The organism is Paenibacillus sp. RU5M (assembly GCF_900221055.1).
In the GTDB taxonomy this organism is placed as follows: Bacteria; Bacillota; Bacilli; order Paenibacillales; family Paenibacillaceae; genus Paenibacillus; species Paenibacillus marchantiae.
The window spans coordinates 924,162-938,572 of sequence record NZ_OBQM01000001.1 but is presented as its reverse complement, the minus strand read 5'-3'; the positions used below and the strand labels follow the sequence as shown (position 1 = coordinate 938,572).

Sequence of the window (14,411 nt, the reverse complement as noted above, 5' to 3'; positions counted from 1 at the left end):
TTGCTTTTTGCGTTATGTTTAACAGCAGTTTGAACCTCCATTAATGACTCGCGTTAATCTCTTGCCACCACATCACTCTCTAGACTTCAGTCCACTTCTTTAAACTGTCATAACTAACGGCTTCTTTGGGTTCCCACGGTATAATCACGGTGTGGTTATTCGAAGCTTTCTAAATCTTCTTAATCCATTCCCGCTCAGCTATTGCTCCCTCTAAGTATTGGATCCATAATGTTAAGTTGCAGGAAAGCTCTGTTTGTGTTATCTGCCTGTTTCAGCGAACGTCTTCATGCGCTCCCCAATCTGGTCACGAACCCTTTGGAATACAGCCCATCTCTCTTCTTCTGTACCTTGTGCTTTCGCGGGATCATCGAATCCCCAGTGTTCTCGCTTCACTTGTGGAGGGGTCATTGGACATTTATCTGCCGCATCCCCGCATAATGTGACGACGAAATCTGCACTGTTCAGTAGCTCGGAGTCAATGATGTCCGAAGTTTGGCTCGAAATATCAATACCTACTTCGTTCATCGCTTCCACAGCTTTTGGATTCAAACCGTGTGCTTCGATTCCTGCGCTATAAATGTTCCAGTCCTCACTCAGGTATTTCTTAGCCCAACCTTCAGCCATTTGGCTCCGACACGAGTTGCCTGTGCGTAGGAAATAAAGTGTTTTTTTGCTCATGTTCATCATCATTACTTGCAATTTGCAAATAAATTTCGAGTTATCGACTAGAATGATGCAAAGCGCTTCTCTGTTTTTTCTAATGCTTTCGTTCTAACTTCTAGTGTACGACCATCCATACCAGCATAGTTATACCATTTCAACTTGTGAAACCCCATTTTCCGAAATGTACCACGAAATAGTATTTTAGTTATGGGATTACCAAATATCCATCTATAGAAGAACCCTGGAGTGGCCATTACTGTTAATAGCGATACTCCCTTAAGCTTTTTTAACTGGCTAACAAAGGGCCTACCTTTTTTAGGTTCCTCATAAATGATTCCTTTGGCAAACACTTTATCCAAAAAGCCTTTCGTTGATGCAGGCATCGCTTCCCACCATATTGGGAAAATAAAGATTATATGATCCGCTGCAAGCAATCTTTTTTGATAATCTTTTACCAGAGGATCAAGGGTTTTCTTTTGTCTCCACGCCGAGAGTTCTGCCCCTGACATCACAGGATTAAATCCATCTGCGTGCAAGTCAATGAGATCTACGTTGTGTCCACTGGATTGAAGCCCTCTAGTAACCGAAGCCAATAATGCTGCTGAATAGCTTCTATGATGAGGAACATTCTCAGAAGAATTAGCTGTGTAAGGATGGTCAAATATAATAAGCACTTTCATAGGACTCTTTTTCCTCCTGTTATTCACAAATAATAGCGTCTTTGATGTTGCTAAAGAACATCTGTTCCCAGAGACCTTCCTGCTGATGTACCTCTTGCTTCCCATTCTCATTGACGGTCAACTTAACTGTCCCTATACTACGAACGTATGTTGGATTTATTTTCAAGACTTTTACAGCCACACGCATCGGTAAAGAAAGCTTCATGCCCTCCAATAGAGAACTTGCAACGATATCCGCTTCCCGATGATACTCAATTTGATAAGAAGTGTTATTGCCAGAGGACTGAATAAATTTCAATTGGTTATCCATGAATTTCTTTGTAAAGGGATGCTTAATCGTATCCGTTCGTTCTATCCTCGTGTTCTCCTCACGATCTTCCAGAATCACACCGTCTTTAGCAATCATGATGATAGGCATGCGTGTATAACCATACTTTTTCTCCGCAATGATATCGCAAGATATCACGGTATACGGTCCAATATTAGCACGGCACCAGTACCAATGGTTGATGAGCTTGTTCATTTCTGCGTTTCCCCAATTATGATCGTGATATCCGTTACCAACTAATTCACGGCGTTGTCCATTTACAGTAAGTACGGCCTCCAGATCGGCAGAAGGCTGGGCAACGAACCATGCAAAGAAGTCCTTTTGTTTTTCTCCAAAAAATATATGTCCTGTTTTAGGTCTCCACATGGGCACGATAGATTTCATGGTACAGCGATATTCAATGTCATCGTCAACGAAATGGATTATATAATCCCCATTGGAGTATTGGATACTACTTCTATCAATTTTCACATCACATGTTTCTTTGGAAGCGCGGATTGTACTACCTTTCTCTTCGGATATTTTTTTCGAAATGTTTCTACCATCCGGCATCGTCAGATCAAACCTTATTGTTGGGCATGCCTCACCTTTGAGGTCTAACTCATACTTCGTGTAGAACACGACCACAATCTTAGTACCATCTGTAAATTCGGCGTCAAAATACCACCACTCATAACTACCTGCTTGACCATCTGTTCTCATACCATCTTCCCAATTGGCAGGTTCTTTATTAATCCCTAATCTTTTGTAATCTTCATAGGTATGTGCTAAAGTCACTACCTTGTTCATCCTAAATTCCTCCGCTTCCCATTAGTGTCACACTTGTGTAACTTGTTGGGTTCGATTATAATTGGATGTCTATAAAGCAGTCAATACGTGTGACAGAGGTTACACATTAGAGGTGATTTGTGACATGTCTACTCGCGTTAATCCTATTGCTCAACGATCAAAGAAATGGTTATGTGATGCTTTAATTGAACTTTTACAGGAAAAACCCTATAGCGCAATCACGATAACAGAGATGTGTGATAAAGCCGGTCTAGTAAGAAAAACCTTTTACCGCAACTTCACATCCAAGGAATCTGTACTCGTCGAAATCATTGATTTAATGTTTCAGGATTTTTTTGAATATATTAGTGATCAAAACTTAGGGCCTCATGAAATGCCCCTTGCCTATTTCACATTTTGGGAGAAACATAACGTTTTTCTGCACATTTTAATCGAAAATCAATTATTTGGACTTCTTAACGACCAATACGTTCTTTACTTGGAAGCGATGGAGCATATCATAGGTACTAAGCATGAGTACCATAGCGAAATTGAAAAAGATTATATGAGAACGATGGTGGCTGCGGGGTTATGGAGCATATTAAAAAAGTGGATAATACGCGGTTGTACGGAGTCAAAAGAAGAAATGGCCAAAATGACACTTGATTTTTTTGATATAGAGTGAAACTTATATTTAGGTTAGACCATACTCTAACTAAGAACTAAACATAGATTATAGAAAGAGATATCAACAAAATGTCAATTTATCTTCATACTATTACGACAATCCTTTGACTTGTCTGTGACAATAGTCACGTTCTTATGATAATTCTGATATATTAGTACATGAGTGAGATGAATGATCTTGATCGTAATGTTATGAGTAGATAACTACCATCATTACTGTATGGATATTAGGAGGAATAAGATTGTGTTATTGGCGATATTAAGTATAGTTATGGTCGTACTTTTTACAGCATTCATTGTTCTTAAAACGTATAAGCGAAAAGAAAAACTTACAGGTATGCCTGGCATGATGATCGCTATGACCATTGGCATGATGTCCAGCCTTGTACTTGGTGTACAATTAGGCATTGTGTTTCCTCGTGATTTAACAGTCCCATCCATTGCCGCCATATTGTTTGGCTTGGGAGCCGGATACTTCACAGGCAAACCTATCAGCATATTGGCAACTTTGGATGGTATGTTGGCAGGAATCATGGGTGGCATGATGGGCGCAATGCTCGGGGTAATGATTGGTCCGTCCTATATCATGATGATATTTGTTGACATCCTATTCATTTTTATTTTGAGCGTTGCTCTTCAATTGTCGAATCAAGAAACGGATACTAGCGCTAAAACAAATAAAAGTGGAATTGGTGTGCCGTTTATTGGAGGTATACTCACTGTAGCTTTTGGAATTGTAGCTGTGGGTGCAACGTTATTTTACCAATTCCAACCGAATGATACATCGGCAATTAAATTACAAGAATCACAGAGTGAGCAAGCTAATTCTGTTCAAGAAAATTCAGGATATCAGATTGTTTCTGTCGACGTAAAATCAGATGGTTTTAGTCAAGAAAATATTAAAGTAAAAGCTGGCGTTCCGACGAAAATAAATTTTATAAAACATTCAGGTTATACATGTATAAGAAGTGTTCAGTCTAAAGATTTAGGAATAGATGTGTATCTTGAAAAAGGAGACAACTTCATTACCCTAAAAGATCTGAAACCTGGAACGTACAACTTCAATTGTGGCATGTACATGTATTATGGAACGATCACCGTAGTATAAGCGAGAAATGTAGGATCATGTTAGGGAACTTTATGTCAGTTAATCATGACATAACGTTCCCTATTTAAATTGCTTTTGTTGACCTTTATATAACAAAAAAACCGCCAGCGAAAGCCAGCGGAAATTCTAAGCTTAATATTAAACTAAGAATGCTTTGGAGATGATAACCAACAGAATAAACAATACCAGAATTGCACCAACGGACGTGAAGCCACCGTATCCTCCACCAAGTCCGCCTACATTTCCATATCCAACTTCGCTCATGTTTCTTCCCCCTCTTTTGTGGTATGTGTTAGATTATTCAGGATTTGTTAATTTGACAAGGCTAAAAACAAAAAAGGCTACTGCTCCCTCTTCCCTTTCAACCGTAAGATTTTTGTAAGAATGAATTAATAAAAAATCAGGATTCACACTCTAGAATGAAGATAAATCAGTTGATATCATTCATATCTATGAGGAGGACAATAATGAGTTTAACGAGAGAATTAGGTAGCTTCAAGAAGTACATAGTAGGGTTCATGGCATTATGGATTGTGTTAGCATGCGCTACAGGTACCGGTTATGCAAGCATTGAACCTGCGACAAGGCAGACGTTAGCGCTTGAGCATGCGACGATTGTAGATGTAAGGTCCGGAAAGTTAGCCAGCGATCAGACCATTATCATTAAGGATAACAAGATCAGTTACATTGGAAGTAGCAGTCAAACGGCCATTCCCGATTACGCGCAAGTACGGAATGCTAAGGCCCAATACATCATTCCCGGTCTGTGGGACATGCATGTCCATCTGGAAGATAACTATAAAGACGCTTTTCCTCTCTTTCTGGCTAATGGTGTAACCGGAGTAAGGGAGATGGGCGCGGCGCTGACAAACGTCGATATATGGAAAACGAGTATTCAAGCCGGGATGCCTGCACCACGTCTTTTCTATGCAGGTTCGACTCTAAATGGAGATCCTGCTGACGAAGCCCCACACATGTTCTACCTGAGCACAGAGGAACAAGCGCGGGAAGCTGTACGTCTCAATGTGGCAAAAGGCGCGGATCATATCAAAGTGTACTCTTGGTTGCCGCGTCCTCTGTTTCTAGCAGTCATGGATGAAGCCCAAAAATACGGTTTGCCAGTTGTCGGTCATTTGCCGGTAGAGGTTCGAGCCAGCGAAGCCGTTCAGCTAGGATTTAAGAGCATAGAGCACCTACACGGGTTGTTTATTGCCACTTCGAGCATCGAGGATGAACTTTTCAAACATGCCGACATGAGTGATTTGCTTGGTTATTCGCTCGCAGAGGTCGAGGCTTCCCAATCTTATGATTCAGTAAAGGCTAACAAGCTGTTCCGCAAATTCAAAGAAAAAGGTGTCTGGCCTGTACCGACCATGGTTACCTATTTGAATATGGCCAAAACCGAAATCGATCCGCGGTCCAAATACGTACCGACGGCCGTGCAGAAGCAATGGGCCGAAGTGATTCGCGCAACCCCTCCCGAACAAACGGAATTAATGGAGGCCATCAATTCCCTAACGCCAGGCATGGTCAAAAAGTTAAATGATGCTGGCGTGCCTATGCTTGCAGGCACCGATTCCAGTTACGAAATGACTAACTTTATATACGGCATTTCCTTGCACGATGAACTTGAATTGCTAGTTAAAAGCGGCCTCACCCCACTCCAGGCCTTGCAGTCAGCAACGTTGAATCCGGCACGATATTTGGAAAGAGAGCAGGAACTGGGCACCGTAGAAAAAGGAAAACTTGCCGATCTCGTAATTCTTGATAAGAATCCGTTAGAGGATATCCGAAATACGACAAGCATCTCAGCCGTTATCTTGGATGGGAAACTGATGGAGAAACAAACTTTGGACCATGCAGTTCAAACCTATCCCGTGATAAAAGTGGCCGATGTGAAAGAGGAAACGCAATAATCTGGGTCTTCTGCCAATAAAAACATCCTTCATTAATCATTAATGCGGACAAGCCCTTCTCTTCCCGAATATGAAGAGGAAGGGCCTTATCCTGTTTCGATACTTTGATCATATTAAAATGAAAACGACAGCCCAGTAAATTACTGTTCTGCCGTTAAAATAAACATGATATTTATCGGATCATGGTAATCAAGCAAGCGCATGTGCCCTTACAAGTTCAGATCATCTGCAAGTGCTTCAACTCCTGTGAAGATAGAATCGCCGTAACCCCAGAAGTTGTTGAAATCGATAACGTAAATTTTCTTGTTTTTAATCGCGTTAATACTTTGCAATTGCTTGTTGGCTAGCAGCTTTTCAATCGTTTGTTCTGGATCAATACCGCCGGCATATTTCGAAATAATCATGGCATCTGGATTGATCTCGATTAGCTTCTCCAAACTGAGGGTGCCTTCTTCGTTAATCAGCATATTATGCATATTGATTAATGACATTGCACTTTCAATAAATGTGTCTCCATTTCCGTTGTACACTCCAATGGTTCCATCACCATTATCAAAGAAAGATGCATAATTGATCGTTTCAGCGCTTGCTCGAGCCGATAACGCTTTCTCACGTGCTTTGAGCTGATCGATATATGCCGCTGCATTCGCTTGTACGTTAAATATTTTACCTAGCTCAGTGATATCCTGATATAGATTATCTAATTTTGCGTCAGTAACACTGGTACTTTGTACAAATGTTTTGATATTCATCTCATTCAGACTGTTTACAGTGCCAACGCCCCAATCAGCATCTTCAAACAATCCCCCGCGCCCCATAATCAGATCAGGTGAAGCACCTATGGTCACTTCTTTACCTACATAACCTTCAGATAACACAGGAATTTTTTTGAAATCTTCAGCAATATCATCAGGTACATTGCCAAACAACGCCGCTACGCCAACAATCTTGTCAGTCAAACCAAGACGAATCAATAACTCTGCTGCACCTTGTGTATTGGCAACTACTCGTTCAGGTGCCTTATCAAAGGTTTGTTCCTTTGCCACCCAGGTGCCGTTTTCAGTTGTATAGTTTGACACAACAAATGGGTACGTTGTTTGAGCTGCGCCTGTAGCATCCGCATCCGTTTTTTGCTCATCTGTTGAAGCATTCGTAGCGGTATCCGTCACTGCTCCCTGTGAGCTAGTGTTTGCATCTTTGCTGCTGCCATTACTACTGGAGCAAGCTGCAAGCACAAAAACAAGTGCAGTAATTAAACAAAGGATTGCTCCTTTTTTCACTCGTAAAAACATTCAAAATCTCTCCCTTTTCCTTTTTCTTTTTGGCCATTATGTATCATAGTCATTGTCAGTATACAGCAAATGTCGAACTACGTAAATGAGAATGATAACTATTATCATATAAAGAAGTTGCGATTTATAGAGCCCCACATTCCATTGGTGAAATTTCCACGACAGATCAACTATCCATGCCCTCGAGATCTTCCGTTTCTAGTAGCACATCCAGATAAAACAAAAAAAGCCGCTATAATAGCGACTTTCAATGGAGCCCTAACCGATTGTGCCAGTCGGAACGTGCCGTCTTCGAACCTTCTACTCATCCGTTCGTTACATTGCCGCTGATATTAAACATTAATTGTATTGACGAATATCAGGCGGTACATAAGTACTTATAAAAGTGTTAATTTCGTCTAAAGAATCTGTAACAAGTATCTTTTGTCTATCTGTTTTCGTTAAGAAACCTTCTTCGACCATTTTGTCATAGAATTGGCCAATCAGATCATAATATCCGTTCACATTGTAGAAGATGCATGGATTGACATGCTGCCCAATTCTCCCCCACGAAATGACCTCTGTAATTTCTTCAAGTGTCCCTGGTCCACCTGGAATTGCAATATAGCAGTCTGCAAGTTCAATCATTTTAGCTTTTCTCTCATGCATATTAGACACAATAATGATTTTGTTAAGCTGCTCATGGGCCAGTTCTCTCGCTTGCAAAAAGGTGGGTATAACCCCAGTAACAATGCCACTACGTTGAATCACAGTATCAGCGAGTACTCCCATTAATCCTGCTTTTCCGCCACCATAGACTAGTTCATGTTCCTGGTCAACAATCCAGTTACCTATCTGAACGGCAGCTTTCTCGTAAATAGCGTTGTTACCTTTACTTGCACCACAATATACCGCAATCCGTTTCAATTCAATTCCCCCGTCCATAGTAAATTAGCCGCGCCAACTGCTTACATCACATTGACCATATTCATTATCCCCCACAGCCACCACCGTGCCGTCTGATTTAATGCCAAGAGTATGAGCACAACCCGCAGCTACCGCCACAATATCACACCAGCCCCCTACATTGCACTGTTCATGCTTATTCAACCCCACAGCCACAACCGTACCGTCCGATTTAAGGCCAATGGTATGATTACTTCCTACCGCTATCGCCGTAATATTACCCCAGTCGCTTGTATCGCATTGGCCATGTTTATTCCTACCCACGGCAACCGCCTTACCGTCCGATGTAAGCCCCACGGTATGAAGATACCCTGCCGCTACTTCGACAATGTCGCTCCAACCGCTTACTTCACATTGGCCATACTGATTATTGCCCACAATCGTCACCGTTCCGTCTGATTTAAGTCCGACGGTATGCCAGTCACCCGCCGCTACCGCCACCATATCACGCCAGCTGCTTACATCGCATTCGCCTTCATTATTTCGTCCCACTGCAATCACTGTGCCGTCTGATTTAAGACCAACGGTACGACGCCACCCCGCAGCAATTGCTACAATATCGTGCCAGTCGTTGACTTCGCATTGATCGTGTATATTCCAACCCACAGCCACTACAGTGCCCCGAGACGTTAGGCCGATAGTATGCGCATTACCCGTGTTCGTTGCCATGTGAACATTACCAGCAGCTACCGCCACCATATCGCGCCAACCGTTTACATCACATTGTCCAACTTTATGATCACCCACTGCCGTCACCGTTCCGTCCGATCTAAGACCAATGGTATGACGTCGCCCCGCCGCTATGGCGGTATATTTAGGGCGCTTCACCTTTAATGCCGCTTCAATCGACGAAATGTAATCCATCTTTTACCTCCTTAAAATAAATTACCAGAACCCCGTTGGAGTATGAATATTATTTTTTTACATCTTACTCTACAATAAATAGTAAATACAACGATTAGAAAGGTCAAAAAAACCGTTAACTCTTTTCAGAATTAACGGTTTGGAAATCGTACCCTATTTTAATTTAGCCGGTGGAATACTTTGCGGGTTATTAAACACATTTTTCGGATCATATTTCGCTTTTACTTTTCTCAATCTGGCATAGTTCTTGCCATAATAGGTCGGCCCTGGATTTTTAATACCTTGGTCTGGTACGTTAATGTAGGACCCTACAATATAAGGTTGCAATTTCTTTCTCGTGTTCCGAGTCAAAGCAATATTTTTAGCTGCACGCGATGGCTTCACCCATGAGCTGTTCCATTCCACATAAAATTCAGCTCTTCGCCAATAAAACGCAGTGGCTTGAGGAGCGACTCGACTTACAGCACCGCCCCAGTTAAGGAAATAGAAACCGGCTGGTGTACCTTCCTCTGCATTTTCCAGAAACTCACGCATGACTTTGAAGGCTTTATCCGGGAATGGCTGTCTACCAAAGCCACTGGAAAACTGGTTGCTGTACCTTTGAGTGAGTACAGGATCTGGGGCTAGCAAAAACTTCGTGGCTGCCCTGTATGGCAGGTACAGAATGCTTTTTTTGGTAGGCGTTCCTACGCTAAGAATGGGTTCCAACTGACGGAGGGCTTCACTCTTCGAACCGAGGTATACCCCTATCATGCTAACATTTCCGCCTTTTTTGGGACCAACACTTAATTCACTTCCCAGCTTGGTACTGGCATTAGGCGCCCATACTTGCCATTTCTTCACGACTTTTTCGAACTGATTCCATGGCCATGTGATACTAAATACAGTAGCTTTGGCTGGAGAGCGCCGCACCTTGAATTTATATTTAGTGTATACACCGAAGTTACCGCCTCCGCCGCCACGTGTAGCCCACAGAAGATCGGAATTTTTCTTTTTGTTCGCCCGAATAATCCGCCCTTTAGCGTCAACCATTTCGAGCTCGATTAGATTATCACAGATGAGACCCGTTGTCCTTTGCAGTGGACCAATTCCACCACCAGGTGTTATTCCACCAATTCCAACCGTTGGACTGTCACCAAATGGGGCCATATATCCTTGTCGAGCCAACGTATCCACGATTCTTCCTACCCGATTACCTGTCTCCACGACGGCCGTTCCGCTTTTTTTGTTTAATTTGATTCTCTTCATTTCGCTAACGTCGATGACAATACCACCATTGACCTGTGACAGGTTGGGCTCTAAAGCGTGCCTCCCACTTCTCGGACGAATAGGGACCTTATTTTGACGCGCCCATCTTATGGCATTGGCTACATCCTGTGTTTTTTGAGCAAATACAAAAACTTTAGGGAATCTGTCCGTATGCGGATCCCAGTTCTTCCGAGCCACTTCATATCCAGGGTCACCTTTAAACACCACTCGCCCTGTAAGCTTAACTTTGGAAATCACGTATCTATCCAACTCCTTAGTTATGAAAACACATAATTTTCATTAACAAATTAGGCTGACTCCATATAACCTATGAAGGGGAATCATGTTGTGTTTGGGCGTATAAAAAAAGAAAAATATCGGATCACGAGCAACCTACGCTCAGATCCGATATTTTCGAATGAAATCATTTTTCCTTATGCAATCACTTTAGTTGAAGCTTGAAGACATCTCCCGCTTCACCACCAAAGACGATAAAACCACCTTCGGGAAGCAGCGTTGATTGTTGATTGGTTGCTTTCGAGAATTGAACCACTTCACCTTTATCGTTATATACCGCATAACCTCCACTCTCCGGAGAATCCACGGTTAACGTTTTGTTCGCTGATCTGGAGTCGATGGCATACCACCGAGCTTGACCGTTTGAAGGGATGGTGGTGATGCCTTTTTTCCCACCGAAGATTGGTGTGATGGCTTCCTCCGCAATATACTCCTGTCCATCCTGAGTTAAGTACTCCGCTTCGTTCTTCGTACGGAAATGCAGATCGAAAGCATCTCTTCCGTTCATCACAGGAATCTGGGCAACATTCTCTGCATTATCCGGATCTACAATTTGTGTGCCATTCGCATAACCGTTCTCCACATCTACGGTCAGGTTTTTGATCAGCATCGATGGCACCAGATAGAAGATCGACGTTATCTTTTCATCCAGCGCGTAATATTTCGAGCCGTTTCTAGCCTTCCATTTCTCTTTCGATGCTGTATCCAGTGAATTATTTTCCAATTTTTGATAATCATATGTGTTCATGACCGTTTGGCCTAATCCAGGCAGCGTGATATTCGCCTGAACTTTAAAATATACCTTGTCGTTGCTTTCTTTCTCGAAGCTGACCTTCACACTTCCATCGTTACTCGTAAATTCCCCTTCACCTGTGTACACGTAATTCTGCTCCGGGATAAGTCCTCCCTGCATAGCCGGAAGTGCGATCTCGCCATTCTTAACCTCTATATCAAGGGTTGAACCTACCGTACCATAGTGGCCTGAATACGCCGTTAATTCCGATGGCATCGTTGTTTTGACAGGTGGTGAGAAAGTTTGTTCAGGCTCTATCTCGTCGATGATGCCTTGATCCTGAAGAACCTCCAGCAGAACTTTAGTGGCAAACATCTGATTATAGATAGAAGACCCGCCCGAAGATAGGACCGCTATTGATATATCATGTTCCGGTATAGTGATTAATGAGGCATGATACATCATGGTGTCTCCACCTTTGGCAAGTGCGGTAATGCCATAATCGCTGAACGGTGCTAGTGCTACAGCATCCCATCCGAGACCATAGTTGAAGGTATTTCTCTCTTCGGACACCCATATTCCCCGACGATATTCATGATTTTGCATGGACTCTGCTGCTGATTTGGACAGAATATCCGGTTTGTTTCCTATCAACACTTCAGCGAACTTGCTTAATTCTTCTGCAGTCGAGTAGACTCCACCTGCACCGATGATATTGGCATTTTCGACAGGCAGTTTCGTTTCAAACGAAGGCCAATAGGTTTCCGATAATTGTTTTCTATCAAAAGAATCAAGCGGTGTCTTGGTTGCTTGCAGCTGTAACGGCTCACTGATGAACTTGGCAATAAATTCGCTGTAGCTCAATCCACTCACACTTTCAACCAATATCTCAAGCAACTGAAAGCCATCATTGCAATAGACGGAAAAGGCCCCCGGGTTTGATTTCAATTTCTCTGACTTTAGTTTGAGCAGTAATTCATCATGATTGCGGGTATCGGTATCGTCAAATAACATACTGTTTCCATAATGGGTGCCATAAAGCCCGGAGGAATGGTTCATGAGCATTCGTGGGGTTATTTGGGTATACCGGGCGTCTGCCATTTCAAAATCTTTAATATAGGAAGTGAGGGGCTGATCCAGATCCACTTTACCGGAATCCACCAGCATCATGGTGGCAGCCGTGACAACCATTTTGCTAACGGAGCCTATTCCAAACATGGTATTCTTGTCGACTGGTGTCTTGGATGCTTTATCCTGGAATCCAACACTGTCGGACAAAATGATCTTCCCTTCATCCATGATCGCATATTGTAAACCTGTAACACCATAATTCTTCACCATCTCTGTGGCGAGTCGCCCAGCCTGATCTTCAATCGCTCCCATCTTGTTCGTCTCTGCACTGACATCTGTCATCGGAATGACTACAAGTACAGCCGTACATAGCATACTGATTAGTTTCTTCATGATAATAACTTCCTCCCTTATGATACTGCTCATATAATTACATTCATCATATCTGGGAAGAAGCATATAGAACGATAACGAACCCTGAATGGAAAAAAACAATCCCCGAACGGTATGATCAGTGACTGTTCATGTCAAAAGGAAGAACGACCATGTTATTAAATGTCCGATGATGATTCTCGATACTCATATGTCCGCCATACTTGTCGCACATTCTCGATATATTGGTTAAGCCGATCCCATGGAACTCGGGATTGGGCTTCTCACTCTTGAGGTGAGTCAATTTTTGCTCCACATGATTTAGAATCTGGATTACGAGTGCAGACGCCGTGGAGTGAATTGCAACCAGGATATACCTGTCTTCGGCATGTCTAACTTTCTTGGAAGCTTCGATGGCATTATCCAACATATTGCCGAGCACAACGCACAGATCATAACGATCGATATGGAGATGTTGTGAATGGAGTTGAATACGGGTGTCGACTTTGATCCCATTTGCCTTCCCCACGGCGATGGTATTCGTAACAAGGGCATCGATAACAAGATTGCCGGAGTTCACCCGCTGGTACGCTCCTTCAATCTTATTCAATGTGAGTTTAATATGCTCACCTGCGGCATCAAGCTTGTTTTGCTTGATACACTCTTCAATGTACAGGAACTGCTGATTGGTATCATGGATGATGCTTTTCACGTTTTTGAAACTGTGCACTGTCTTTTCATAGTTGGCATCCTGATAGTCCATCTGACGCTGTAGTTGAACATTTTCATGTGCGAGCTGAACCTTTTCCACCATATTATCGAATACATAAACAATGAACACATTGAGAAAAAGAGAGCCCAGCACGGAAACGACGTAATATATATTTTTTTCACTATAAGTCGAAGCCACATTGATCTGATAGATCGTAATGGTGGGTACGATCAGAAACAAGAAATAATAACGATATTGCACAGCGAAACTTCTCCGTTTGGCAATCAAACGCACAATCTGGATAACAATGAACATGATACTGCAACCAAGCAACATCACTTTGGAGAACACCCAGTGATAATCCACGTTGAAATGATCCCATATGCTGTAATCCGTGGAATCGATCGCACTCATAATATATACGGCAATGTAATTTACCGTTGTGAGCAGTACTGCATAGAGGATGGTAAAAGCAAGTTTTATGATGAATTCCACCTCATAGGATTGTGCCAGGCTGAAGATGAATAACAATGCAAAAACGGATGAAACGACAGGTGAAAATGAAGATACCAAATAGAAATACCCGAGTACAACAAATACAATGAAATAGATTGCTCTATATGGCTTTCGTCTGGACTTGCCCAGCACGGAATTGAAATAAAAATTCACCTGAAATGCCATAAGTAAAGGAACGACGAAGACGGACAAGATTACATACATATCCATA

At 42.4% G+C, this 14,411-nt stretch carries 13 protein-coding genes; 3 read left to right on the top strand and 10 right to left on the bottom strand.

Features of this window, described 5'->3' with window-relative positions:
• Window positions 1-258 precede the first annotated feature (258 nt).
• Genes arsC through CRO25_RS04360 form a run of 3 tightly spaced genes read right to left on the bottom strand, consistent with a single transcriptional unit; the run spans window position 259 to window position 2,460 of the window.
• Window positions 259-678 (bottom strand): arsenate reductase (thioredoxin), encoded by a 420-nt coding sequence (gene arsC / locus CRO25_RS04370; RefSeq protein ID WP_079693804.1) that lies wholly within the window; start codon window positions 676-678, stop codon window positions 259-261.
• Window positions 679-725: 47 nt separating this feature from the next.
• The gene (locus tag CRO25_RS04365) at window positions 726-1,343 is read right to left on the bottom strand and encodes an NAD(P)H-dependent oxidoreductase (RefSeq protein WP_079693805.1); all 618 of its coding nucleotides are present in this window, start codon (window positions 1,341-1,343) and stop codon (window positions 726-728) included.
• A gap of 19 nt (window positions 1,344-1,362) precedes the next feature.
• Window positions 1,363-2,460, bottom strand: a complete 1,098-nt coding sequence (locus CRO25_RS04360; protein WP_079693806.1) for a lipocalin-like domain-containing protein — start codon at window positions 2,458-2,460, stop codon at window positions 1,363-1,365.
• 124 nt (window positions 2,461-2,584) lie between these two features.
• Between CRO25_RS04360 and CRO25_RS04355 the strand changes: the two genes are divergently transcribed.
• Both CRO25_RS04355 and CRO25_RS33775 read left to right on the top strand, forming a co-directional pair.
• A complete protein-coding gene (locus CRO25_RS04355) occupies window positions 2,585-3,124 on the top strand; it encodes a TetR/AcrR family transcriptional regulator (RefSeq protein WP_064637477.1) in 540 nt (179 codons plus the stop codon).
• A 246-nt stretch (window positions 3,125-3,370) separates the two neighbouring features.
• A complete protein-coding gene (locus CRO25_RS33775) occupies window positions 3,371-4,234 on the top strand; it encodes a cupredoxin domain-containing protein (RefSeq protein ID WP_256863545.1) in 864 nt (287 codons plus the stop codon).
• 138 nt (window positions 4,235-4,372) lie between these two features.
• On the opposite strand, the gene CRO25_RS33665 is transcribed toward CRO25_RS33775, so the two are convergent.
• Window positions 4,373-4,498 carry a hypothetical protein gene (locus tag CRO25_RS33665; RefSeq protein WP_063562644.1) on the bottom strand — a complete coding sequence of 42 codons (126 nt, stop codon included), beginning with the start codon at window positions 4,496-4,498 and terminating at the stop codon, window positions 4,373-4,375.
• Window positions 4,499-4,701: 203 nt separating this feature from the next.
• Between CRO25_RS33665 and CRO25_RS04345 the strand changes: the two genes are divergently transcribed.
• On the top strand, window positions 4,702-6,150 hold the full coding sequence (locus tag CRO25_RS04345; RefSeq protein ID WP_179132069.1) for an amidohydrolase family protein: 1,449 nt from the start codon (window positions 4,702-4,704) through the stop codon (window positions 6,148-6,150).
• Window positions 6,151-6,359: 209 nt separating this feature from the next.
• Here CRO25_RS04345 and CRO25_RS04340 read toward each other — a convergent pair whose 3' ends face one another.
• From CRO25_RS04340 to CRO25_RS04315, 6 genes are all read right to left on the bottom strand, one after another.
• Entirely contained in the window at window positions 6,360-7,442 is a 1,083-nt protein-coding gene (locus CRO25_RS04340; RefSeq protein WP_063562646.1) for an ABC transporter substrate-binding protein, read from the bottom strand.
• Window positions 7,443-7,781: 339 nt separating this feature from the next.
• Window positions 7,782-8,366: a TIGR00730 family Rossman fold protein gene (locus CRO25_RS04335; protein WP_072733167.1), complete on the bottom strand. Its 585-nt coding sequence runs from the start codon at window positions 8,364-8,366 to the stop codon at window positions 7,782-7,784.
• Between the two features lie 6 nt (window positions 8,367-8,372).
• A complete protein-coding gene (locus CRO25_RS04330) occupies window positions 8,373-9,251 on the bottom strand; it encodes a chromosome condensation regulator (protein ID WP_063562648.1) in 879 nt (292 codons plus the stop codon).
• 153 nt (window positions 9,252-9,404) lie between these two features.
• Window positions 9,405-10,757, bottom strand: a complete 1,353-nt coding sequence (locus tag CRO25_RS04325) for an FAD-binding oxidoreductase (protein ID WP_079693808.1) — start codon at window positions 10,755-10,757, stop codon at window positions 9,405-9,407.
• Between the two features lie 184 nt (window positions 10,758-10,941).
• A complete protein-coding gene (locus CRO25_RS04320; protein WP_079693809.1) occupies window positions 10,942-12,993 on the bottom strand; it encodes a serine hydrolase in 2,052 nt (683 codons plus the stop codon).
• A 118-nt stretch (window positions 12,994-13,111) separates the two neighbouring features.
• Window positions 13,112-14,410, bottom strand: a complete 1,299-nt coding sequence (locus CRO25_RS04315) for an ATP-binding protein (RefSeq protein WP_097115715.1) — start codon at window positions 14,408-14,410, stop codon at window positions 13,112-13,114.
• Between the last annotated feature and the right edge of the window lies 1 nt (window position 14,411).